This is a genomic window from Fundidesulfovibrio butyratiphilus, assembly GCF_054657235.1.
Map to the genome: position 1 here is coordinate 873,550 of NZ_BAAHXA010000002.1, position 22,367 is coordinate 895,916.

The 22,367-nt window shown below is 62.2% G+C and carries 21 protein-coding genes; 7 read left to right on the plus strand and 14 right to left on the minus strand.

The window, feature by feature from the left end; genetic code table 11:
• Window positions 1–11: 11 nt before the first annotated feature.
• The 8 genes from ACYQ01_RS14965 to ACYQ01_RS15000 form a co-directional block, all read right to left on the minus strand.
• The gene (locus ACYQ01_RS14965; RefSeq protein WP_459934660.1) at window positions 12–476 is read right to left on the minus strand and encodes an RrF2 family transcriptional regulator; all 465 of its coding nucleotides are present in this window, start codon (window positions 474–476) and stop codon (window positions 12–14) included.
• Between the two features lie 326 nt (window positions 477–802).
• A complete protein-coding gene (locus ACYQ01_RS14970) occupies window positions 803–2,011 on the minus strand; it encodes an FprA family A-type flavoprotein (protein WP_459934661.1) in 1,209 nt (402 codons plus the stop codon).
• Between the two features lie 62 nt (window positions 2,012–2,073).
• Window positions 2,074–2,232 (minus strand): rubredoxin, encoded by a 159-nt coding sequence (gene rd, locus ACYQ01_RS14975; protein WP_459934662.1) that lies wholly within the window; start codon window positions 2,230–2,232, stop codon window positions 2,074–2,076.
• A gap of 314 nt (window positions 2,233–2,546) precedes the next feature.
• Window positions 2,547–5,534 carry an AIR synthase-related protein gene (locus ACYQ01_RS14980; RefSeq protein ID WP_459934663.1) on the minus strand — a complete coding sequence of 996 codons (2,988 nt, stop codon included), beginning with the start codon at window positions 5,532–5,534 and terminating at the stop codon, window positions 2,547–2,549.
• Between the two features lie 20 nt (window positions 5,535–5,554).
• Entirely contained in the window at window positions 5,555–8,044 is a 2,490-nt protein-coding gene (locus tag ACYQ01_RS14985) for an HDOD domain-containing protein (protein WP_459934664.1), read from the minus strand.
• A 21-nt stretch (window positions 8,045–8,065) separates the two neighbouring features.
• Entirely contained in the window at window positions 8,066–9,034 is a 969-nt protein-coding gene (locus ACYQ01_RS14990; RefSeq protein WP_459934665.1) for a polyprenyl synthetase family protein, read from the minus strand.
• 44 nt (window positions 9,035–9,078) lie between these two features.
• Entirely contained in the window at window positions 9,079–9,783 is a 705-nt protein-coding gene (gene mqnB / locus ACYQ01_RS14995) for a futalosine hydrolase (RefSeq protein WP_459934666.1), read from the minus strand.
• 227 nt (window positions 9,784–10,010) lie between these two features.
• A complete protein-coding gene (locus tag ACYQ01_RS15000) occupies window positions 10,011–11,324 on the minus strand; it encodes a nucleotide sugar dehydrogenase (RefSeq protein WP_459934667.1) in 1,314 nt (437 codons plus the stop codon).
• A 102-nt stretch (window positions 11,325–11,426) separates the two neighbouring features.
• Between ACYQ01_RS15000 and ACYQ01_RS15005 the strand changes: the two genes are divergently transcribed.
• Window positions 11,427–11,624 carry a DUF2065 domain-containing protein gene (locus ACYQ01_RS15005; RefSeq protein ID WP_459934668.1) on the plus strand — a complete coding sequence of 66 codons (198 nt, stop codon included), beginning with the start codon at window positions 11,427–11,429 and terminating at the stop codon, window positions 11,622–11,624.
• A 90-nt stretch (window positions 11,625–11,714) separates the two neighbouring features.
• Here ACYQ01_RS15005 and ACYQ01_RS15010 read toward each other — a convergent pair whose 3' ends face one another.
• The gene (locus tag ACYQ01_RS15010) at window positions 11,715–12,383 is read right to left on the minus strand and encodes a TIGR04211 family SH3 domain-containing protein (protein WP_459934669.1); all 669 of its coding nucleotides are present in this window, start codon (window positions 12,381–12,383) and stop codon (window positions 11,715–11,717) included.
• 154 nt (window positions 12,384–12,537) lie between these two features.
• On the opposite strand from ACYQ01_RS15010, the gene ACYQ01_RS15015 reads away from it, so the two are divergent.
• The gene (locus ACYQ01_RS15015) at window positions 12,538–12,747 is read left to right on the plus strand and encodes a hypothetical protein (RefSeq protein ID WP_459934670.1); all 210 of its coding nucleotides are present in this window, start codon (window positions 12,538–12,540) and stop codon (window positions 12,745–12,747) included.
• 9 nt (window positions 12,748–12,756) lie between these two features.
• Here ACYQ01_RS15015 and ACYQ01_RS15020 read toward each other — a convergent pair whose 3' ends face one another.
• Window positions 12,757–13,242 carry a peroxiredoxin gene (locus tag ACYQ01_RS15020; protein WP_459934671.1) on the minus strand — a complete coding sequence of 162 codons (486 nt, stop codon included), beginning with the start codon at window positions 13,240–13,242 and terminating at the stop codon, window positions 12,757–12,759.
• Window positions 13,243–13,430: 188 nt separating this feature from the next.
• Between ACYQ01_RS15020 and ACYQ01_RS15025 the strand changes: the two genes are divergently transcribed.
• The 5 genes from ACYQ01_RS15025 (at window position 13,431) to ACYQ01_RS15045 (ending at window position 17,524) form a co-directional block, all read left to right on the plus strand.
• On the plus strand, window positions 13,431–13,778 hold the full coding sequence (locus ACYQ01_RS15025) for a hypothetical protein (RefSeq protein WP_459934672.1): 348 nt from the start codon (window positions 13,431–13,433) through the stop codon (window positions 13,776–13,778).
• Between the two features lie 25 nt (window positions 13,779–13,803).
• Window positions 13,804–14,691 (plus strand): glycosyltransferase family 2 protein, encoded by an 888-nt coding sequence (locus tag ACYQ01_RS15030; protein WP_459934673.1) that lies wholly within the window; start codon window positions 13,804–13,806, stop codon window positions 14,689–14,691.
• A 146-nt stretch (window positions 14,692–14,837) separates the two neighbouring features.
• Window positions 14,838–15,617, plus strand: a complete 780-nt coding sequence (locus ACYQ01_RS15035) for an enoyl-CoA hydratase/isomerase family protein (protein ID WP_459934674.1) — start codon at window positions 14,838–14,840, stop codon at window positions 15,615–15,617.
• 274 nt (window positions 15,618–15,891) lie between these two features.
• A complete protein-coding gene (locus ACYQ01_RS15040) occupies window positions 15,892–16,131 on the plus strand; it encodes a hypothetical protein (RefSeq protein ID WP_459934675.1) in 240 nt (79 codons plus the stop codon).
• 118 nt (window positions 16,132–16,249) lie between these two features.
• A complete protein-coding gene (locus tag ACYQ01_RS15045; RefSeq protein WP_459934676.1) occupies window positions 16,250–17,524 on the plus strand; it encodes an Nramp family divalent metal transporter in 1,275 nt (424 codons plus the stop codon).
• A gap of 77 nt (window positions 17,525–17,601) precedes the next feature.
• Here the strand turns inward: ACYQ01_RS15045 and ACYQ01_RS15050 are convergent, their stop codons facing one another.
• The 4 genes from ACYQ01_RS15050 to ACYQ01_RS15065 form a co-directional block, all read right to left on the minus strand.
• A complete protein-coding gene (locus tag ACYQ01_RS15050; protein WP_459934677.1) occupies window positions 17,602–18,213 on the minus strand; it encodes a hypothetical protein in 612 nt (203 codons plus the stop codon).
• 17 nt (window positions 18,214–18,230) lie between these two features.
• Window positions 18,231–19,250, minus strand: a complete 1,020-nt coding sequence (locus ACYQ01_RS15055) for a hypothetical protein (RefSeq protein ID WP_459934678.1) — start codon at window positions 19,248–19,250, stop codon at window positions 18,231–18,233.
• 528 nt (window positions 19,251–19,778) lie between these two features.
• Window positions 19,779–20,429 (minus strand): cytochrome b/b6 domain-containing protein, encoded by a 651-nt coding sequence (locus tag ACYQ01_RS15060; protein WP_459934679.1) that lies wholly within the window; start codon window positions 20,427–20,429, stop codon window positions 19,779–19,781.
• Entirely contained in the window at window positions 20,426–22,090 is a 1,665-nt protein-coding gene (locus ACYQ01_RS15065) for a tetrathionate reductase family octaheme c-type cytochrome (RefSeq protein WP_459934680.1), read from the minus strand. The genes ACYQ01_RS15060 and ACYQ01_RS15065 overlap by 4 nt, the downstream gene beginning before the upstream one ends.
• Window positions 22,091–22,367: the final 277 nt, after the last annotated feature.

Consider the following 22,367-nt stretch of genomic DNA (forward strand, 5'->3'; position numbering starts at 1 on the left):
ACCGAGCCGTTTCAGGATTCCAAACAACCGAGCGCGCCTTCGGAATCACGCCTGGCGGCGGTCCCGGGACACTCGTCCCCCTTGGCCAAGTCCTCGAAGGTCACGGCTTCAAGGTGACGCCGAAGCGCCGTGCGGATATCGATCAAGGCCCTGTGCACGCGGCAACTCGGCATGCGTCCGCATTCCTCGGGTCTTGTAAGGCAGTCGTTGACTTCTATTTCGCCGTCCAGGGCTTCGATCACGTCCAGCAGGGTGATGCGCGCCGGAACCTTGGCCAACTGGTAGCCGCCCTTAGCCCCTTGCCGTACCACCACCAGCCCGGCCTTGGCCAGACCTTGCGCGATTTTTCCGAGAAAAGCCATGGGGATGTCCATGGCTTCGGCCACTTCGCGTCGGCTCACCACCTCGCGCGGAGGCTGTTTGGCCAGGTAGAGCACGCATCGTATGGCGTAGTCGGCCGCTCGTGTTATTTTCATGGGGCGCCCTTTAATAAAGATAAAAAAGAGTCGTTTTGTCTTATATTGGAGTCGAAACGACCCGTCAACTCTTTTGCAATAGTTTTGCAGGTGGGAAAAGTCCGGACAAGGCGGACAGGCGGGCAGGGACTGAGCAAGCAGGCATATCAGGCACCCCTGCCGGGTCAGTTTTCGAAATCGCCGTTTGGGGGGCTCGGGCTGCGGCCAGCAGGTTCGCGCCACGTCGTCACCCAAAGCAAAGTTTTTTGGAGGAGGGGGTTCGGGGGAGGGACCTTTTGTTCACAAAAGGTCCCTCTCCCGATCTTAACTCTTACTCTTACTCTTCTCTAACCCTGCTGCGCGATCTTTTCCTTCAGGGCGCGGGCGACGGTGCGTCCGAGCTCGACGCAGGCGGCGAGGTGTTCGTGCTTGGGGGCGTTTTTCACCTTCATGCCGTCGAGCACGGTGAGTCCCATGCTTTCCAGGCGTTCGGTGATCTGCTTGAGGCATTCGCCGGACCAACCGAAGGAGCCGAAGCCCGCGGCGATCTTGTTCTGGGGGCGAAGGCCCTTCATGTAGGTGAGGAAGCCCGACACCAGGGGCAAGATGGTGTTGTTGTGGGTGGGCGATCCCACCAGCACCGCGCCGGCCTCCATGATTTCGGACATGACGTCGGAGTGGTGGTTCATCTTGAGCGACATGAGCCGCACGGACACGCCTTCCTGGTCCAGGCCGTCGGCGATGGCTTCGGCCATGTGCTCGGTGGAGTGCCACATGGTATCGTAGGCGATGACGGCCTTGTTGCAGGCCGGCTGCTTGGCGAAGCGGTCGTAGTGGGCGAGCACGTCGGTCACGCCCTGGCCGCGCCAGAGCAGGCCGTGGTCCGGGGCGATCATCTCGATGGGCCAACCGAGCTCGGCGATTTCGGCAAAGAGCTTGGTCACGATGGGCGAATACGGCAGCACGATGTTGGCGTAGTAGCGCACGAGCTGTGTGTAGAGTTCTCCCTGGTCAACCTGATCGGCGAAGCGTTCGCTGCTGGCGTAGTTCTGACCGAAGGCGTCGGAGGAGATGAGCAGCTTGTCTTCCACCACGTAGGTCATCATGGAGTCGGGCCAGTGGAGCATGCGCGTCTCGACGAAACGCAGTTCGCGCCGGCCGATGGACAGGCTCGAACCGGTCTTGACCACTTCCAGGGGCCAGCCTTCCACGTCGTAGTATTCCTTGAGGCACTTGAGCCCCATGGGGGAGCAGAAGATCTTTTCGGGCTTGTGGGCCGCCACCAGGCGGGGCAGCGCGCCGGAGTGGTCCGGCTCCACGTGGTTGACCACGATGTAGTCGAGCTTTTGTCCGTCCAGGGCCCGGGCCACGTTGCACAGCAGGGTGCCGGCGAACTCGGCGGACACGGTGTCCACCAGGGTGTTCTTTTCGTCCTTGAGCAGGAAGGCGTTGTAGGTGGTGCCTTTGGGAGAGACGGAATAGCCGTGGAAGTTGCGGCGTTCCCAGTCCACCGCGCCCACGAAGTGGACGCCGGGGAGAATTTCGATCGGATTCATAGAGATACCTCTAAAGGGAGAGACCCGCCGGAGCCGACGCCCCGGCGGGAGGGAAGAAGGGGTTATTCCTTTTCGAACTCGCTCTTGGGCGCGCCGCAGACCGGGCAGACCCAATCTTCAGGCAGGTCGGCAAAGGCGGTTCCGGCGGCGACACCGTTTTCGGGATCGCCTTCCTTGGGGTCGTAGACGTAACCACAGACGCCGCAGACGTATTTGTCCATAAGATGCCTCCTGGTGTGTGGCCGGTGATCCGCGTCCTTCTGGCCCCCAGCGCCGGCCCGCGCTCGGGGCGCGAAGCCTTGCCTGGGCGGCAAAGGGCCTGCGGCGTTCGGCCAAAACGGGATCGCGCTTTCGTCGATTCCGTCTTCCGGCCTTGGGCCGGACGTTTACGGGGTTGACGACCCGGCCGGAACACGCGGACGCGTTCCGACCGGGCGGGTTCAGCAGAGCCTACACCACTCGTGTATTTGGCAATCCTTTGCGGCCTGTCAAGCGCGAAGTCTTGTCCCAGGCCATCGCGCGGCCCGCTTCGGCGCTACCAATCCAGGGTGGTTTTGAAGGCTTTGGCCAGTTCCTCCACGTCCGCGCGCAGAATTTCGTCACCATTCCTGCTTACGATCAGTTCGGAGGCGGCTGTGACCCGTCCAATGGCGGCCATCCACTGCCCGGCGAATATTTTTTCGAACGAGGCCACATTTTCCGAAGGCACGCTCACCACGAGGCGGGAGTGGCTTTCGGAGTAGAGCAGGGCCAGGGGGGCGTCGCAGTCGGGCGTGGCCGGGACGAGCGCCAGGTCCACCTCGGCCCCCAGCCGGCCGGCCAGGCACATTTCGGCCAGGGCCACGCCCAGGCCGCCGTCGGAGCAGTCGTGGCAGGCGCTGACCAAACCGCCGTGCGCGGCGCGATGGAAGCTTTCATAGCGCGTGCGGGCCGCCACGGCGTCCACCTGGGGAACGCGGGAGCTGGAAAATCCCAACTGGTCGGCCGCTTCGGACCCGCCCAGTTCGTTGTCGGTAATGCCCAGCAGATAGATCACGTCGCCCGCATGCTTGAAATCGCTGGTCACCGTCCGGGTGGCGTCGCCGATGACCGACATGGCCGTGAAGAGCACGGTGGGAGGAATGGAGATCTTCACCCCGCCCACGGAATAGTCGTTCTTCATGGAGTCCTTGCCGGAAATGCAGGGCACGCCGTAGGCTTGGCAGAAGTGGGCCAGGGCCTGGTTGGCGCGCACGAGCTGGGCCAACTTGTAGGGGCCGTCCGGGGTCTTTTCCGAGGCCACGGGGTCGCACCAGCAGAAGTTGTCCACTCCGGCCATGTGGGCCAGGTCGGCTCCGGTGGCCACGGCGTTGCGCACGGCCTCGTCGATGGCTCCGGCCATCATCCAGTAGGTGTCCAGGTCGGAGTATTTGGGGCAGATGCCGTGGGAGAGCACCAAGCCCTCGGGACGCCCCAGCACCGGACGCATGACCGCCGCGTCGGCCGGGCCGTCGCGCCGGGCCCCGACCAGGGGCTTGACCACGCTCGCACCCTTCACCTCGTGGTCGTACTGGCGGATGAGGTATTCCTTGCTGCAGATGTTCAGGCGTCCGAGCATGCCAAGGAGCAGGGCCTTGTGGTCCGCCACTTCGGGCAGGGGGTCGTCGGCCGGGGTCGGGCGCTCCCAGCGGGCGTCCAAATGCAGCTGGGGCGCGCCGTCGTGCAGAAAGTCCATATCGATGCGGGCCACGGGCTTTTGGCCGTAGGTCACCTCGAAAAAGCCCGAATCCGTGAAACGGCCCAGGTTGGTGGACTCCACGCCCATCTCTTTCGACAGGGCCAGGAATTCGGCCAACGCGTCCTGGGGCACGGCCAGGGTCATGCGTTCCTGGGCCTCGGACAGCAGGATTTCCCACGGCCGCAGGCCGTCGTACTTGAGCGGGGCCAGGCTGAGGTCGAGCACCGCGCCGCCCGAGTCCTGGGCCATCTCGCCCACGGACGAGGAAAGTCCGCCCGCGCCGTTGTCGGTAATGGCGTGGTAGAGTCCGGCGTCACGGGCGCGCATGAGAAAGTCGTACATCTTGCGCTGGGTGATGGGGTCGCCGATCTGCACGGCCGTGGCCGGAGAGCCCTCGTGCAGTTCTTCGGACGAGAACGTGGCCCCGTGGATGCCGTCCTTGCCGATGCGTCCGCCCACCATCACGATGGCGTCGCCGGGCAGGGCCAGCTTGTCCTGGCTGGGATGGCCGTTCACGGTGGCGGGCATGATGCCCACGGTGCCGCAAAACACCAGGGGCTTGCCCAGGAACCGCTCGTGAAACACCACCGAGCCGTTCACCGTGGGGATGCCCGACTTGTTGCCCCCGTGCTCCACGCCTTCGCGCACGCCCTCGAACACCCGGCGCGGATGCAAGAGCCGCGGCGGCATGGGCTTGTCGTAGAAGGGCGAGGCGAAACAAAACACGTCGGTGTTGCACAACAGGTTGGCCCCCATGCCCGTGCCCATGGGGTCCCGGTTGACGCCCACGATTCCGGTGAGCGCGCCGCCGTAGGGGTCGAGCGCCGAGGGGGAGTTGTGGGTCTCGACCTTGACGCAGAGATGATGATCCTCGGTAAAGCGGACCACGCCCGCGTTGTCCTTGAAGACAGACAGGCAGAAGTCCTTGTCGCCCTTGGTTTTGCGGATGGCGGCCGTGGACCCTTGGATCAGGGTCTTGAACAGGTTGTCGAGCTCCGTGGTGCGGCCGGTCTCCCGGTTTTCGTACCGGATGCGGGAAGAGAAGATCTTGTGTTTGCAGTGCTCGGACCAGGTCTGGGCCAGCACCTCGATCTCGGCGTCCGTGGGGCTCGCGGGCAGGCCGGCGGCCCGGCGCGCGGCGCGGGTTTCGGGCGCGGCGTGAAAGTCGCGGATGGCCCGCATTTCTTCAAGCGTGAGCGCGAGCACGTTGTCGCGGCTGAAGGCCACCAGTTCTTCGTCGCTCATCCGGTCCAGGTCCACCTCGGCCACGGCGTCGCTGGCCTGGCCCGTGACCCGTGCCGCCTTGGGAGCGAACCCCGGAGCCTTGGCCCAGTCGTCGGCGCTTTTCATCTCGAAACGCTGAATGAGTTCGTTGGCCAGGCAGTCCTTGGCCACGCGCTCCACGTCCTTGGCCGAGAGCGCGCCCTTGAGCGCGTACTGGTTGGACGCGTACACGGCCAAGCCGCCGGCCCGTTCGGCATCGAGTCCCAGGGCCAGGGCCAGGGTGGCCTTGGCCGTGCGTCCCTCGTTGTCCGTGACGCCGGGGCGAAAGCCCACCTCCACGACCCAGTCGAAGTTGTCGGCCAGGGGCGAAAGGGACGCCCGGTGCGACACCGGATCGTGCAGGGCCGCGGCCTGGATGGCCTTTTCGGCCTCCGGGGCCGAGAGTCCGGCGATGGTGTAGACCTTGACCAGGGCGGCTTCCGTGACCGGAACGCCCAGTTCCTGGCGAATGCGCTGGGCCGTGCGGCGGCCCGGAGCGTCGGGAACGTGCGGTTTGCACGCGACTTCCATGCGAAGCAACATAATCGGTTCCTTGAAAGCGTTTATTCGGGAGCCCAGACTTGACGATGGCCTCCCTGGGATTTCGCCAGGTACGACGCCTGGTCGGCCCGTTTGAGCAGGGCCGACGGACTTTCGTTCGGGCGCGATATGGCCAACCCCACCGAGAGCCCCACCCGTCCCTTGAACGTGTCCGAGGCGCTGCGCAGGAGTCGTTCGGCCAATGAACGCAATTGTTCGGAGTCCACTTCGGTGACCACTACCGCGAATTCGTCTCCGCCGTAGCGACAGGGATAGTCCATGCCGGCGCGCAGCTTGCCCTTGAGAATGCGGGCCACGTTGCGCAACACGTCGTCGCCCGCCTGGTGTCCCAGTTGGTCGTTGATGGCCTTGAAGTTGTCCAGGTCGAAGAACAAAAGTCCCAGCGGCCTGCCGGTGCGGGCGGAACGCTGCGTTTCCCGTTCGAGAATGACGTGAAACTGGTAGTGGTTGAGCAGACCCGTCAGGCCGTCGAACATGGCCAGGCGCTTGAGCTTGGCTTCGAGGCGTCGCACCGTGGTGATGTCGCGGCCCACCACCAGCCATTGCATGCCCACTCCGGGCTGTTTGGCCAGGGGGGAGAACACGATCTCCAGGGTACGCATTTCCTCGGTGTTGAGGCCGAAATGGGCTTCCACGGGAGCTGGCGCGCCGGCCAGGATGTCGGGGCCCCAGGGGCCCTGGTAGGTGGGAAGGGGCTTGGCCACCTCGAAGAGATCCTTGTCCAGCAGGTGGGACAGGCGGGGAGAGGTGAAGGTAATGCGGCCGGTATGGTCGATGGTGAGCACCCCGTCGCGCATGGAGCGGACGAGCTTTTCGAGGAATTCCCCCTGCTTGAGGGCCTTGAACTCCCAGCCGGAAACCAGGCTCACGTCTTCGAGAAACACGAGGATTTCTTCCCGTCCGTGCCAAGTGCGCTTTTCGGCCGCCAGATAGACGCAGATGTCCTCGTGATGCCCGGCCCCGCGCCACAGGCAGAAGATCTTGTGCAGGCTCTTGAGCGAGGAATCCGCCAGGAACCGGTCCCATTGGGTGTCTTGCGCGAACCCCTTGCCCTCGCCCAGGTCTCGCCAGAGATCGAGCCCACGGGCCGAGCCGGACAGGCCCATGAACCGGCGCAGACGGTCGTTGGCTTCCAGGACCTTGCCGCCGGGGGTCAGACGAGCCACGCCCACGGGCAGGTAGTCCAGCGTGTGGGCCTTGAGTTCGAGCACGGTCAGGCGCAGGGAGAACTGCTCGTAGCCGCGGCTGGCGAAGCGCACGTACAGGGCGATCTGTTTGAGGGCCTCCTTGGACGCGGCCTTGGGCGGCAGACGCAGTTCGCCCAGGCGTCCGCCCTCGACCTCCAGGGGAAACACCGAGCCGCCCTGCACGGTCCAGGGCAGGGCCGAGGCGGTGCGGGCCAGTCCGGCCAGTTTGGGCAGGCCGTCGGAGTCGGGGACGTAGAGGTCCCATTCCTGGTAGTCGGGAATGCTCAGGGCCAACTCCCACCGGGTGACGCCCCACTCGAAGCGCAGATGGCGGGCGATGATGCGCGCCGCCGCTTTTTTGCCGCTGCCCGCGTCGGCCAGTTCGGAAGCCAGAAAATGGTACTGCTGCATGAGCTGCAGGCTGTGCTGATAGAAGCGGTCGCTCGGCGGGGCCTCGGCGATGCCCAAGGTGGCCAATATGGCCTGAAAGCGCTGGGTGCAGCGCGCGAAGAGGTTTTGCGCCTGTTCTTCGTCGATATTGAGAAGCCTGGGCAGTTGCGCCCGGAAGTGCACCACCATGCCCGGATTGTGCGGAGAATTGAGCTCCAGTTCGGCCCAGCGCGTGGCCAGGATCACGCATTGGGTCAGGGGCGGATGGGCGCTCAGGTGGTCGATGTCGTGATGGTGCAGGATGGTCTCGGTCTGCTCCACGGGGATGTTCCAGTCCTTGAGCAGTTCCGAGGAGAGCTGGCAGTGGTCGGTTTCCCAGTGGGTGCGTTCGTTTTCGAGCTGGCCGTCCACCAGGGCGGTGATGACCTTGCCGTGGCAGGTGTTGTCGAAGCGTTCGGACTTGGCGCAGGCCATCATGAGCAGGGAAATGTCCTTGAGCAGGGCGGTGAGGTAGGCTTCGTTGGCCAGGGCGGGGCACAGCGTCTGGGCCAGCAGCTCGGCCGCTATGGCCGACCAGATGGTCACGCGCCAGTTGGCGTAGAAATCCACGCCGTTTTTCAGGCAGGTTTCCCCGAGATGTCTTTGGTAGGTGACCGACAGGGCGATCTTGAGAATCTCTTTGGCGCCCAGGATGGTGGCGGCCCGCTCCAGGCTGGTCACCTTCTGCACGGACCCGTAATAAGGCGAGTTGGCCAGGTGGAGCACCGTGGCCGTCAACACCGGGTCGAGCCCCAGAATTTCGGCGATGACGTGGAAATCGGGCTGGGGTTTGACCGCTTCTTCCAGCAGACCGACCATCACCGGTGGAAAGGTGATTTGCAGGCATTCCCGCAGGGCGGCCAAGGTGTCTTTCATGCGCGGCGTCCGGACGTTCGGTTAGGTGTTCCGGTCGGCCATTCCCTCAAGGGCTTCGGCCAGGAGCGATGTCTCGCGGACCTTGGGAAAACCGCTCAGACAGGCGCGGGCCTTGTTCAGGTAATGGGAGGCCAGTTCCCTGGTGCTCGTGGTGTGCCCTTCCCGAACGATACGCTCGACTATGGCGTCAATCTGGGTCGAGGCAAGAGTGTTCTCTTTGAAGCTCGAAGTAAACCGTTCTTTTTCCTCGCCGGTCAGGGTCTCGATATAGGCCAGCAAGGGCAGGGTGAGTTTGCCCTCCCGCAGGTCGCCGCCGCGCGGTTTGCCCGAGACCTCCCGGGCGGAGGAGTAGTCCAGGGCGTCGTCGGCCAGTTGGAAGGCCACGCCCAGGTTGAGCCCGTAGCCGGCGGCGTCGCGGCACAACTCGTCCGGGGCCTGGGCCAGGAGCGCTCCGCAGCGGCAGGCGGTCTGGATGAGGCAGGCCGTCTTGCCCACGATGATGTCCAGGTATTCGTTGTGGGTGAGGGTCACGTCGCGCACCCGGTCGATCTCCGCGATCTCGCCCGAGACGGTGTTCAGGATTCCTTCGGAAAGACAGGCCGTTATGGAGGCCAGGCCGTAGTTGGCGGCCAGGGAGTTGCCCAGGGCCAGCAGGGCGTCGCCGGCCAGGATGGTGCGGGTGGCGCCGAAGAGGGTGTGGGCCGTGGGGCGTCCGCGCCGCAAGTCCGCGTCGTCGAGGATGTCGTCGTGCAGCAGGGTGGCGGAGTGGAGAAATTCCAGGGAGCAGGCCAGGGGGTAGATGTCCGGCGCACCGTATCCGAGCGCCCTGGCCGTGAGCAGGAGAAGCATGGGACGCAGGCGTTTGCCTCCGGCTTCGAGCACGTGCAGGGCCACGGGACGCACCGTGCTGGGCAGGGCCATGACATGGCGACGCAGACAGGCTTCCACGTGGGGAAGTTCCTCGGCGATGTAGAGGCGAAGTTCACTCATTGTTCGATTCAACTACCATTTGCAGAGTTCGCCGTCAGGGAACTTCACGCCCTGCCGAGCAGTACGGCCAGCGCCTGGCCCAGGCCCCCGAGGGCCGCCTTCGCCTTCCAGCGGGATTTGTCCCGCTCGCCGACCTCGTTGGAGAGGGTGCGCACTTCGAGAAAAGCCACCCCCCGGGACCATGCGGCCAGAGCCAGCGAAAACCCTTCCATATTTTCCGCCAGGGCCTGGTGACGTTCGGCCAGCAACGCGGCCCGGTCCGGGCCGCTCACCTGCCCCACCGTGACGAAAGTTCCCCGCGCCCACCCGACGGGCAGACACAGCCCCATGCGTCCGGCCGCATCGTCCGGCGCCAGGGGCAAACGGTCCCACACGGCGCCTTCCGGCCCGTCGTATTGGGCGAACCCCAGGGCCTTGGCGTCGGCCAAGCCCATCTCGCCGGCCACGCCGTACTCGGGCCAGACCTCGGCCGTGGCGCAGGCCACACCGCCCAACGGGGCGGTGCAAAGGTCGAACACGCCGGCCAGTCCCAAATTCACCAGGCCCGTCACGTCCGGGTTGGCGGCCAGGGCCGCGCCGGCCTCCAGCGCGGCGCTCACCGGGCCCACTCCGGTCACCAGCGCCAGGATCTCGCGTTCGGCCACCCGGGCGCGCACCGCGCCCCGGCGGGGAACGGCCACATGGGCGCCGACCAGGGCCAGGGCTCGGCGCATCTCGATCTCGGTGGCCGCGGCCAGGGCCAGGGTCATCTCAGCGTTTCCTGATGACGGCGGCCAGGGCGCCTGGGCCGGTCTCCCGGATGTCGAACATATCGGCCTTCCGGTGGTCGACGATCATCTGGATGCGCCGCTGCTGGTCCGGTTCGAACGCAATGGTTATGGCCTCTCCGCTGGGCAGGGATCTCAGAAGCGAACTCGCTTCCAGAAAACCCCGTCAACAATCGCCGATGCAGCATACGTGGGGCAGGTTCTCCACGTTACAGCCTCCAGTAGCATAGGCCGGCGTCGGTCACGCTCTTTCGGTCGAGGGCGCCGCGCACGTCCATGACCAAACCGGAGCCGGAGCCCGCGAAGCGTCGGGCCAGGTCGGCCGGATCCAGGGCCTTGTAGGCCGCGTGGGGCACGGCCACGATGACCGCCTCCACGCCATGCACGTCTTCGAGGTCGCGCAGGCAGAGGCCGTATTCGTCGCGGGCCTCTTCCGGGTCGGCCAGGGGATCGTGCACGAGAACTTCCACTCCGTATGCGCGCAATTCCGCGATGATGTCCACTACCTTCGTGTTGCGCAGGTCGGGAACGTTTTCCTTGAAGGTCAATCCCAGCACCGCCACCTTGGCCCCGCTCACCGGGCGCTTGGCCGCGATGAGACGCTTGATGCACACCTCGGCCACGTGTTTGGCCATGGAGTCGTTGATGCGCCGCCCGGCCAGGATCACCTGGGGGTGCAGGCCCAGCCCCTCGGCCAGGAAGGTCAGATAGTAGGGGTCCACGCCGATGCAGTGCCCGCCCACCAGGCCGGGGCGAAAGGGCAGAAAATTCCACTTGGTGCCCGCCGCTTCCAGGACTTCCTTGGTGTCGATGCCGATTTTTTCGCAGATCAGCGCCAGCTCGTTCATCAGGGCGATGTTCAAGTCGCGCTGGGTGTTTTCAATCACCTTGGCGGCTTCGGCCACCTTGATGGAGCTGGCCAGGTGCACGCCGGCCTTGACCACCGAGGAGTACACGGCCGCCAGGAGCTCGCGCGTGGGTTCGTCCTGCCCGGCCACGATCTTGACGATGGTTTCCAGGGTGTTGACCTTGTCGCCGGGATTGATGCGCTCGGGCGAGTAGCCCACGAAAAAATCCCGGCCGGCCTTGAGCCCCGACCGTTCTTCAAGCAGGGGCACGCACACCGACTCGGTCAGGCCCGGATAGACCGTGGATTCGTAGGCCACCACGCAGCCGGGGCGCAGGTTCTCGCCCACGGTGATCGAAGACTTGCGAATGGGCGTGAGATCCGGGCTGCGGTGGGAGTCGATGGGGGTGGGCACGGCCACGATAACCAGGCCGCACTCGCGAAGCCGCTTGGGATCGTCGGTGAAGTCGATGGGAGCGCGGGCCAGGGCCAGGCCTTCCACTTCGCCGGTGTCGTCGTGTCCGGCGCGCAGGCGTTCGATGCGTTTGCGCGATATGTCGAATCCCACCACGGCGTAGTGTTCGGCCAGGGCCACGGCCAAAGGCAGGCCCACGTATCCCAGGCCCACGACGCCGAGGGGGATTTTTTTCTCTTGCAATTCTTGGTGCGTTATCATCCTCGCTCCATGCGATCAGGACAAATCGGCCAGTCAGTACCGGACTTTGCCCCGACCGGCAAGCGGCTGGACAACCGCGTCGGCTTGGGCCACACACGGTCCATGAACATCGACTGGAAATCCGTGCTCACGGCCTTGGGGCTTGTGTGCGTCATCGAGGGCCTGCCCTATTTTCTCTTTGCGGAAAAAATGCCCCGGACCTTGCGGGCGGTGGCCCTGCTGCCTCCGCGCGTCTTGCGGCTTGTGGGCGGGGTCGCCCTGGTCTGCGGGGTGGTCCTGGTCGCCCTGGCCAGACGGTGAGGCGGGGGATGGCCGCAAAGCGGGACCTGCCCGCGCGACGGCGTTCATCGAACGAAAAACGATGATTCAACGGCGTGTTCCGACGGGCGATCAGAGGTACATGCGGTTGGATTTCTTTCTGGCGGAACGGCCGATGAAGTAGCCGAAGAGCCAGCCGCCGAAAAATACTCCGGCTCCGGCCAGGAACCATTTCACGTCGGAGAGGTCGCGCAGGGTTTCGTTTTCCCGCTTGATCTTCTCCATGTCCTGTCGGGCGGTTTCCAGGGCGGCTTTCATTTCCTGGAACTTTCTGGTCATGTCGGTCACGTCGGCGTTGGCCCGGGCCAGGGCGTCGTAGTCGTTCTTGACCGCCGTCAACTGCGTCTGCAGATTGGCCAGGCTCTCCTGGAGGGCCTTGTTTTCCCGCTCGTACTTGCCGACGATGGATTCGACCCGGTCGGCCTTGTCGATGAGTTCGGCGTTCTTGGCCTTGAAATTTTCGAACTGGATGCGCGCGGGGACTTCGCGCGTAATGTAGCGCTTGAGCACCCAGCCTTCCCGGCCGGTTTCCGTGCGCACCTGGACCCAGTCGCCTTCCTCGCGCACTTTGTCCAGGGGCGAGCCGCTCTTGAGAATCTGCACGACCTTGTTTTCCAGCGAGGGGCCGGTGCGCATGGTGATTTCCTGAACCTCGGCCACGTAGCATTGCGGCTGGGCCAATCCCTGTGCGGGAGCGAAAAGAACAAAAGCGATACACCAGATCGTCAACAGAATGTGCATGAGCGTCCGCCGCAAGAGAGATTAGACCGGGAAAAAGCCTCTCGCACGCGCGAGAAGGCTCCATCGCTTGAGGTAATATACAATATTGGGGCCCAGTTCAAGGCCCACCCCGCGAATGTTGCCAGGGGCCCGGAGATTATGTAACGATCCCCCTATGAGTGACGTACAGAACGCCCAATACTATATGGCCCTCATCGACCGGGCGGGGAGCTACCACGATTTGGTGGTCTTCCGCGGGCGGTATTACGCCTTGATGAAACAGAGCCTCTCCCCGGCGGACTACTTGGCGGTCAAGGACCATTGGAACAAAAAAGCCCAGGACCCGGATATGCCCGTGGCGCCCCAACGCGTGACGGAAGGTTGACACCCCGTTTCAGCCGGCAAGTTCCTTGAGCGCCTCCAGCACCTCGGCGGCGTGTCCCTTGCTCTTGGCCTGGGGCCAATGCCGCGCCACCACGCCGTTTGGGTCCACCAGGACCGTGGACCGGATCGTCCCCATGCCGACCTTGCCCCGAACCTTTTTTTCTCCCCATGCCCCGTAGGCGTCGAGCGTTTCGGTCTTGAGGTCTGAAACCAGGGGCACGGACAGGTCCTTTTTGTCCTGGAAGCCCTGGTGGGACTTGATCGAGTCCTTCGACATCCCGACCACGGCCGCGCCCAGGGCTTCGAAATCCTTGGCCAGGGCCGAGAACTCCTGATTTTCCACGGTGCAGCCCGGAGTGTTGTCCCGGGGGTAGACGTAGAGCACGAGCCACTTGCCGGCGAACGCGGCCGGGGAAAGCTCCCGCACTTCGCCTCCGGGCAGGGCGGCGGGAAGTCTAAAGTCCGGGACGGGCTGGCCGATGGTGAGTTTTGTCACGGGTTGCTCCTTGGCGGTTCGTTGAAAAAGCCGGTTCGCGCGGTTGGTATCGAGAGCCACGCGGCCAACGGGGATTTTGCAACGCTCCGGCGCGGGGGGTTGGCGTTTTCTTAAACGCGCGGCCGGAAAATGTCACCGTCCCGGGCGGCCGGCTTTCCCGGCGCGTCCGGGGACAAGGGCCTGAAAGCATGGGATTTGCCCTCAAGGGATTTCTGCGCTACGCCGGCGCTCCGAGCGTACGGGAAATGCGAAAGACCCAATCTGTCGCGTCCGAGGCCATGCGCGCCGGGGAAGTCTACGAAAAACCTCTGGACAGCCCGGACCGGCCGAGCAACGTCACCCGGCCCCTGCGCGACGGAACGGTCGCCATTCCCGCCGACCTGCCGCAAAACATTCTGGCTTCGGCCGAAGCCGAAGGGCAACGGCAACGCCAAGAAGCGTCCGCCGCCCAGGAGGCCACCGTTCAGGGCGAAGCCCTGACCCGGGGACTTTCCCCCGAGTCCCCCGGCGGAGCGCTCGTCGACGAGCGCGTCTGAAAGCCGGGCGCCAAGGAGTTCCACCGTGACCAGCCCCGCCGGAACGGGCCGCATTCGTCATCCCGCGCTCATGCTTCTCACCTCGCACCGGAGGGACTGTTTCGAACTGTGCCTGTGGTGTCTGGAGCGCTTCACCGACCTGGACCGTTTCCGGACCATTTACGTGCTGGACAACGACGTGGAACCGGACCACCGGCAAAGCGTCGAGGCCTTCGTCGCGCGTCGGGCCAACGCGAGGCATGTCCGGTGTTCGCCCCGGGGGCTGGTGCCCGCCGTGATGGAGGCCCAGAACCGGATCCTGGCCCGGCACGCGGACGAAGGCGTCGTGAAGCTCGACGAGGACGTGTTCGTCGGCCCCCACTGGCTCGATCATCTGTTGGCGGCGCACCGGCAGACGCGCACCGACCCCAGCGTGCTGCTGGTGGGCTGTCCCACCCCGGTGAGCGTCACGGGGAGGCAGTGCCTGACCTCCTTCCATCGGTCCCGCTTTCCGCAAATAGCCCGGCAGGGCGCCGGCAGCCGGGTTTTCGACGACCCCGAGTACCACCTCCTGGTCTGGAAGGCGGTGCTGGAGGGCCGCTACCTGGAAGAATACGCTCGCTTTCCCCATGGGCGCTATTTTTTGACCCCGAGTCTCATCATCCATTGCGTGCTGTACGACCGCAAGGCCGTGGAGGTCATCGGTCCCTTTCCCACCGGCATGGTGGGGGGAGCCCCCGTGACGGACGAACTGGCCGTGAACATGGCCCTGCGTCGCGCGAATGCGTGCGCCGTCCTGCCCAGCGCCGCCCTGGCCCATCACTACAGTCATGCCCGTTGTCTGGAGGCCATGCTCGCCGCCGTGCCGCCGCAACGCATCGCCCGCTGGATGCGACAGCGCTACGGGGAGCGGGATTTCCCGGCGCGGGGGTGATCCGCCCCGACGCTTCCGGCGCTCGCCCCGGAGGCGCAGAGGCGGTTCGGACAGTTGCGTCGGGCTTCCCTTCAACGGTATATTTGTCTTTGGGACGACGCTCTCGTGGAGCGCCCGACCGACACCCAAGCAAGGAGGAACCGTTCATGGAGTACGAAAATATCGCTGTCAGCGTGGGTGACGATTTCGTCGCCGAGATCACGCTCAATCGTCCGGCCCAGTTGAACACCTTCACCCCCGGGCTCGCCGTGGAACTGGACCGGGCCTTGTGGGAGGTCGAGGCCGACGACAGGGTGCGGGTTGTCCTGATCAAGGGAGAAGGCAAGGCCTTTTGCGCCGGGATTGACGTCAGCCATATCGAAGGCAAGTCCATCCAGGAGTTGCGCGCCTGGATCGAGTGCATGGAGGCGCCCCTGGTTTCGATCAGCCGGATGGGAAAACCCGTGATCGCGCAGGTGCAGGGCGTGGCGGCCGCCAATGGGGCCGGGCTCGTGGCGGCGGCGGACTTGGCCATTGTCGGCGCGAAGGCGCGCATCGGCCTGACCGCCATCAATGTGGGACTGAATTGTATTGGCCCGGTGATTCCGGTGTCCAAATCCGTGGGCAGGAAAAAAGCCCTGGAGATGCTGTTCTTCGGCGAATTCGTCCCGGCCGAGGAGGCGGCGCGCATGGGCCTGGTCAACCGGGTGGTCCCGGACGAGGAACTGGCCGGGGAAGCGCGCAGTTGGGCCAGGACCCTGGCCGCCAAAAGCCCCGTGGCCATGCGGATCGCCAAGAAGTCCTTCTATTCGGCGGCGGATTGCGACTACTACAAGGCGTTTGAGTTCATGAACGAGGCCTTTACCCGTCTGTGCGCCACGGAAGACGCCAAAGAGGGCGTGTCCGCCTTTCGCGAGAAACGCCAGCCCCTGTGGCAAGGAAAATGACGCGGGACGCGGTGGCGGACGGTGTTGTGCTCCCCGCCGGTGTGCCGTGTGAACGGGCTTGCGCGGCGTTTTTTTCGACGGACTTCGCGTGGTCACGCCCGGAAACGTGTCGGCGGGCGTGAACCGGGCGTTCGAATCGTTCGGGAAGCCTGGAAAATCGGGTCCGGTCCCTGGACAATGGCACGATATTTCCGGTAAATAGGAAAAGGGTTCACGAATGTATCCGGCGCAATGGTCCGCATGCGCCGATAACCGTAGCGCGCGGAGGAGCACCATGCACGAAGAAGGCGTTAAGACCGTGATGGCCACGACGGCCGCGGCCATGGCCCACATGGGCAGCATCACCAAGGAAGACGCCCTGGCCATGAGCGGGATGGACGAAAAGAGCTTCAACGAGCTCCTGGCCAAGGTGGCCCGCGCGGCCGACCAGGTGAAGTCCGAACCGGGTCGCAAGCACGAGGGGTTCTACGACATCGTCTCCACGGCGGTGAACGACGCCCTGGACAAGGCCTGAGCATGACCATCGGACCGCTTTCGGCCGGACCAACCGGTTCGCCGGAGGCGGAAGCGGAAAACAGCCCCCGCCGGGACCACGTCCGGGCGGGGGCGCTTTTTGCAAGGAGGGGCGCGCCGTGAGCCTGGCCGACTTTTTCGATTCCCTGAAGGTGCGTCACAAGCCGCATTTTTCAGCCAGGGAGATCCTCAAATACATCGGCCCCGGACTGCTCGTCACCGTGGGCTTCATCGATCCCGGCAACTGGGCCTCCAACGTGGCCGCCGGAGCGGGGTTCGGCTACGCCCTGTTGTGGATGGTCACCCTGTCCACGCTCATGCTCATCGCCCTGCAACACAACGCCGCCCACCTGGGCATCGCCACGGGGCTGTGCCTGTCCGAAGCCGCCACCGAACATCTTCCCAAGCCGGTCTCGCGTTTCGTGCTGGGCACGGCCGTGCTGGCTTCGGTCTCCACGGCCCTGGCGGAGCTGTTGGGCGGGGCCATCGCCCTGCACATGCTCTTCGATATCCCCCTGGGCGTGGGGGCGCTCCTGGTCCTGGCCGTGGTGGCCTGGATGCTCTACGCCCACGGCTATCGACGCATCGAGCGGGTCATCATCGGTTTCGTGTCGCTCATCGGCCTGTCGTTCATCTTCGAGCTCTGGCTGGTGAAGATCGACTGGGTGCGGGCCGCCGCCGGCTGGGTGACCCCGGCCTTTCCCGAGGGAGCCCTGCCCGTGATCATGAGCGTGCTCGGGGCCGTGGTCATGCCCCACAACCTGTTTCTGCACTCCGAAATCATCCAGAGCCGGCAGTGGAACCTCGAAGACGACGCCACCATCAAGCGTCAGCTCTCTTACGAATTTCTGGACACCCTGCTCTCCATGATCATCGGCTGGGCCATCAATTCGGCCATGATTCTCCTGGCGGCGGCCACGTTCTTCAAGTCCGGCGTCGCGGTGACCGAACTGCCCCAGGCCCAGGAACTGCTCGCTCCGCTTCTGGGCAAGGCGGCGGCGGTGGTGTTCGCCGTGGCCCTTCTGCTCGCGGGCCTGGCCTCGTCGGTGACCGCCGGCATGGCCGGAGGGGCCATCTTCGCCGGGCTCTTCAAGGAGCCCTACAATATCTGCGACGTGCATACCCGTCTGGGCGTGGGGATCACCCTGGGTGTGGCCTATCTGGTGATTCTCGTGCTGCCCGACGCGTTTCAGGGGCTCATCTATTCGCAGATCGCCCTGTCCGTGCAACTGCCCCTGACCATCTTCCTGCTCGTCCACCTCACCTCGTCGCCCCGGGTCATGGGCAAATGGGCCAACCCTCCGGGCACGAAGTGGCTGCTCGTCGGCATTGGCGCGGTGGTGACGTGGCTCAACGTGATGCTTTTGCGGGAGATGCTGGGGGGGGGTGTCTAGCCCTATTGAAATGGTTGACGCGGGCTCTTTTGGAACTTGATAAGATTGGTGTCATATTTTTTGTAGGGCACAGTCTATTATCTTGAAAAAGTCTTAAGAGGGATATTTGAAAGTGAAAACGGGATTAACATGGGTTCTGCAGCGGCAAATTTTAAGGCAATTAATCCAGAGATTCGTACACTTGTTGAGTTGTACGTGTCGTGAATTTTTCCGCTAGAATCATGGAGCATGAGACAATTGGTAGTCATATTGGTAGTGTTGCAATGAAATTGGACTTCATAAGATTGGTTTGGAAATAATGTTGTAACTATGTCGAGCTCATTCCGATAGGTTTTTTGAAAAGAATCAGGGTTTGTATTTGAAAAGCTGGCGCCAGATATTGTGAGGCCATGGCCGAATAGCTGCTGTCCCTGATTGTCTGATGCTGAAAAACAGCTTTTGCATAGTAGTATCCCAACGGTAGATGCGGAAATATTTTTTATTTTAACTGTAATATTTGGTTGAAATATTGTGTTGCCCATACCGCCCTTGAACAGTGTGAGTGTTGCATCCGTTGCTGTGAACTCAAGAGGTCCTGCTTGTTGGGTTGGAGGGCTACTGCTATGTTGTTGCTGAGAAAAAGCTATGTTTGATGGAGTTAGCAGTAGTATTAATATGTATAGAGTGTATGTGGTGGTTGACTTCTTCATGGAACGTATCTCCCTGGCTATAGTTTTTGTATGGTCGTATATCTGCTGTGTATGGTCTGTTCGTTGCTCGTGATTATCTTCTTTGCTATCTCGTTGCTGATTGCTTTTGCAACTCCTTGTTGAGCCATGGTCATTGCTCCCTTTGCGTTGCTGGATTTGCCACTGCCATGGAATGGAACAGTGAATTGTCGGCAACGTATTTGAAGATATACTTCAAAGTCGCCATCTTTGTTGCGGGATTCGCTAACGCGTATATCTCCTGGTAAAATATAAAATGAATAGTTTGCGTGAGGATTTTGTTCCTCTAGCGCTAGAATGTCATGGGTGTGTAGTTTTTCTATGACATAACCCGCTACGCTTGTGACATCAGGGGTTAGTTTTATGGAATTCTCAAAATATATTGTAATTGTGAGAGCTGTACGTTCTGAACGTAAAAGTGGTGATTGGTTGTCAGACTCGATCTTGACTTGCGGAGGGCCATTTCCGATTGAATGCGGTTGGGCTTGTGTGTCATTGTTTCTCGTTGCCAGCTTGTCCAATTTTGCTTTGTTATAGTCGGTAATCGTTTCTTGGATGGTCTTGATAAGTGCTTCGTCATGTTCCGGGACGAACCCAAGGCTGCTTAACAAGTTATGGTATTCATTGCTCTGGGATTCTAGGATTTTCTTTGTTGAGTCATTGGGTGCGTGCTTAAAGTCCTGAAACAAATTCTCAAGTGTTAATCTATTAGATATGATTCGGTTCACCTTTGAACGGATCTCTTCTCTGATCCGGGAATACTTTTTATATTTATTGGGAAAGAAACAGTCCTCATTAGGAATGAGTTCTGCGGCAGTATCAAGGAACGCTTGGGCATTGGTCATGTTAGGCGTGTGTCTATAGTTGCTGTGGGCTTCGATGATGGTGTCATATTGTTTTTGCATTTGATCTTTTTTGTTAAAACATATCATGTACGGCTTTAGTGCTTCTTGCTCTTTTTCGTCCGCCTTGTGGTATAAATCATCAAAATTATTCTTGTCCGAAGCTTTGTCGCACATTTTTTGGCATTCGCAATCGGAGACTTCGTCAGTTCTATGGTTATCTGCTCGCATGTCGTTGTAATATTTGACGAGGCAGTCAATTTTGGTTGTGTCCTTGTGGTTTTGTATTGGTGGTGTAATAAAAACTGTGGTAATGGCTGTAAATATGGTAACGAGTGTAATAACTATGGGGTTTTTAAAAAAAATTCTACAACGCTTAAGGAGTGATGCTATTTTGTTTTTCAATGGGGTTTGGCCTGAACTATGATTTTACTTTCTGGCGTTGTTTCTGTGTAAACTTGTCGAAACATAAAATATTATTATATTATTAACAGATAGGCGGATTGTCAAGGAATACAGATCTGAGGATTTTTGTGTTTGATTTCAACCTCTATCTTCGTGAAATATCCTTTGCGTCAACGCCCGGGGAACGGTCTCTCCGCTCCCCGGGCGTTTCGGTTGTTTTGGATCACCTCGCGTTGGACCTGCCCAGGGCTCGGTCAACGCGTCGTTTCCGGGGGCCTGTCGCGAATTCCCGACAGGCTGCTATGCCGATCGCTTCTCCCAGTCCTGGTGTTGCTCCGAGGCGGTCTCTTCCCAGCCGGTGATCATGGCCTTCACGTGGGCCAGGGGGGTGTGGCCGGTGGTGGTCATGTAGACGTGCACCACCAGGAACACCAGCACCGCGAACGCCCCGATCAGGTGGGCCAGGGCCACGACGGAGAGCTTCAAGCCGTCCAGGCCCAGCGTGGGCCAGTCGTTGTACACGCAGTAGAGCAGCCCGGTGACCATCATGAAGGGCAGCAGCAGGGCGGCCAGGGTCAGGTAGGTCAGGCGCTGCAAGGGGTTGTGCTTGACGTCGGGCGTCTTGGGGCAGGGATGGGGATAACCCAGGAAGATGCCGTAGGCGTAGAAGCGCATGACTTCGAACATCTTTTTCGTGGTGGGCACGTACTGCTTCCATTCGCCGGTGGTGGCCACCCAGAAGAGGAAGAAAGCGAAAGCCACCAGCCAGAACACGCCGAGCCAGGTGTGGACGGCCACGGCCTTTCGAAACCCGATCAGGGTGAAGGTCCCGTGCACCTCGAATCCGGTGACGAGCAGACAGGCGATCAGCGCGGCCTGCAACCAGTGCCAGAAGCGTTCGTAGCGGGTATAGATGTAGAACATCTTTCCGGTGGTCTTTTCGCCGCTCATTGTCCGTTCCTCCTCTTGCGGGAAACAAGGCGCATGATGCCGTGGCCGAGCACGGCCAACAGCGCGGCCGCCACGGCCGTCCAGCCGACCGTGGTCACCGTGGCGTGGACGTCGCGACCCGGAACGTAGACCCCCGGCAATCCCTTGAGCCGTCCTTCCACGGCGTGGCATTCCCGGCAGGGGAGCACGTCGTCCTTGGGGGCGACCATATGGGTTGTGGGATAGAAGAATTCCGTGTCCACGAAGCCGACCTGGCCGGAGAACGGCAGGTCTACGGAGCGCATGCCGGACTCGATGGCGGTCTTCCAGTCGTAGCTGGTCCAGTAGGCGGTGGGGTCCTTGGGACCGAACAGGTGCGGGATGACCATGGTGGAGCTGACCGGGTCGTAGGGCTGCTTCCCGGTGTGGCGCTTGAAGGGCATGATGCGGGACTTGGGATCGTCCGGCGATCCCACCGGGTGGTTCAGGGAAACGACCGTGCTCGGATCGATGGTGTCGGTGACCAGCAGGTTGCTCATGGCCCCGTTGAACCAGAAGTAGCTGGGAACGACGTTCTTTTCCCAGACGAAATCGCCCTTCTTGGTGTCGTAGATCGCCTTGCCGAAGGGTCCCTTCTTCTTGAAGGGCTTGCCCTCGGCGTTCTTCTTGCCCGCGGTGGACCAGTCCCAGGACATCTTGGTGGGCAGCACCCTGGCGAAGCGGGGGATATGACAGGCCTGGCAGGCCACCTTGTCGGTATGGTCGTTGGCCTTGGCGTCGTCCTTGTGGGGATTTTGCCCGTGGCAGGACTCGCAGGCGATCTTGGAAGCCAGGTCCGCCTCGGTGAGGCTGATGCGCTCGGGCGCGGCCGGAGTGGTGTAGAGGCGGCCGGCGATCTGGTGCTGCTTGGTGGTGTGGCAGCGCTGGCAGGTGAAGTTGAGTCCCTCGGCGTTCATGTGCACGTCCAGGGACTTTTTCGGCGCGGCCATGGAGCTGTCCAGGTCGCCGTGCTTCACGCCGTCGCCTCCGCCGCCGTAGAAGTGGCAGGCTCCGCAGTTGACGCGGTCCGGGCGTCCCACCTTGCCGGCGATGAGTTTGTAGTCCGGGGGCAGATACGTCACGCCGTCCTCGGGAAAGAGGGTGGGTTCGGTGACCGGATATCCGGCCTTGGTGGGGAACTTCTTATAGGTGTGGGTGGTGTCGTGGCAGACCAGGCAGTCGATGCGATCCTTGGAGGCGAAGTCGAAGTTCTTGTCCTTCCAGCCGTAGCCGATGTGGCACGAGGTGCAGCGCGGTTCGTTGGACGGTACGGCGATGCAGAAGTTGTTGAGGGTCTTGCCGTATTTGCCCATGGACTTTCCGTCGCCGCATTCGGAGCAGATCCAGGTCCAGTGGATGGAGTGGTGGATCTGGTCGGACGCCAGGTCGTGACAGGAAAGGCACGCCGCAGTGACATCCTCGGGTTTGGCGAAGTCCTTTTTGAGCGCCTCGAAGGTCGAGTGGTCGGCGGTGGTCCAGCGCGCCCCCGGGGCCTTGACCGCGTTGCGGGCGAGCTGTCGGCCCGGGGCCTTGTCCGCGTCCTCCCGCGGGGTCGCGAACGCTTCGGGAGCGCCGAGACAGGCGGTCAGGACCAGTGCGGCCAAGGCGGCGGTCCACGTCCATGGCTTTGTGCAATGCCTCATGTATCCTCCTGAGATCATCGTCCCGCGAAACGGCGGCGCGCGCCCGAGTCGGGGGAAGTCGTCCTGGTCAAGGCCTAACAGCCCGCCTAAAAAAGTCGATTCTTGCAGCCTGTTCAAAAAATTTTCCGGCAAGGCGCAAGAAAAAATCAAGCCCGAAGCGTAGTTGGCATCCGTTGAGGGGTTGAGCTTTTCGCAGCAACGCAGCCAGCAAGAATTTTTCAACAGGCTGCTAAGCCCGGAAGGAGCCTAATGGCGCAAGAATATCATAGGAGAGAAA

Coding starts and splice junctions, on each gene's coding strand:
- ACYQ01_RS15000 (WP_459934667.1), bottom strand. CDS start 11,324: ATGATAACGCACCAAGAATTGCAAGAGAAAAAAATCCCCCTCGGCGTC.
- ACYQ01_RS15040 (WP_459934675.1), top strand. CDS start 15,892: ATGCACGAAGAAGGCGTTAAGACCGTGATGGCCACGACGGCCGCGGCC.
- ACYQ01_RS14965 (WP_459934660.1), bottom strand. CDS start 476: ATGAAAATAACACGAGCGGCCGACTACGCCATACGATGCGTGCTCTAC.
- ACYQ01_RS15015 (WP_459934670.1), top strand. CDS start 12,538: ATGAGTGACGTACAGAACGCCCAATACTATATGGCCCTCATCGACCGG.
- ACYQ01_RS15065 (WP_459934680.1), bottom strand. CDS start 22,090: ATGAGGCATTGCACAAAGCCATGGACGTGGACCGCCGCCTTGGCCGCA.
- mqnB (WP_459934666.1), bottom strand. CDS start 9,783: ATGACCCTGGCCCTGGCCGCGGCCACCGAGATCGAGATGCGCCGAGCC.
- ACYQ01_RS15005 (WP_459934668.1), top strand. CDS start 11,427: ATGAACATCGACTGGAAATCCGTGCTCACGGCCTTGGGGCTTGTGTGC.
- ACYQ01_RS14980 (WP_459934663.1), bottom strand. CDS start 5,534: ATGTTGCTTCGCATGGAAGTCGCGTGCAAACCGCACGTTCCCGACGCT.
- ACYQ01_RS14990 (WP_459934665.1), bottom strand. CDS start 9,034: ATGAGTGAACTTCGCCTCTACATCGCCGAGGAACTTCCCCACGTGGAA.
- ACYQ01_RS14985 (WP_459934664.1), bottom strand. CDS start 8,044: ATGAAAGACACCTTGGCCGCCCTGCGGGAATGCCTGCAAATCACCTTT.
- ACYQ01_RS15035 (WP_459934674.1), top strand. CDS start 14,838: ATGGAGTACGAAAATATCGCTGTCAGCGTGGGTGACGATTTCGTCGCC.
- ACYQ01_RS15010 (WP_459934669.1), bottom strand. CDS start 12,383: ATGCACATTCTGTTGACGATCTGGTGTATCGCTTTTGTTCTTTTCGCT.
- rd (WP_459934662.1), bottom strand. CDS start 2,232: ATGGACAAATACGTCTGCGGCGTCTGTGGTTACGTCTACGACCCCAAG.
- ACYQ01_RS15060 (WP_459934679.1), bottom strand. CDS start 20,429: ATGAGCGGCGAAAAGACCACCGGAAAGATGTTCTACATCTATACCCGC.
- ACYQ01_RS15050 (WP_459934677.1), bottom strand. CDS start 18,213: ATGAAGAAGTCAACCACCACATACACTCTATACATATTAATACTACTG.
- ACYQ01_RS15055 (WP_459934678.1), bottom strand. CDS start 19,250: ATGTGCGACAAAGCTTCGGACAAGAATAATTTTGATGATTTATACCAC.
- ACYQ01_RS15025 (WP_459934672.1), top strand. CDS start 13,431: ATGGGATTTGCCCTCAAGGGATTTCTGCGCTACGCCGGCGCTCCGAGC.
- ACYQ01_RS14970 (WP_459934661.1), bottom strand. CDS start 2,011: ATGAATCCGATCGAAATTCTCCCCGGCGTCCACTTCGTGGGCGCGGTG.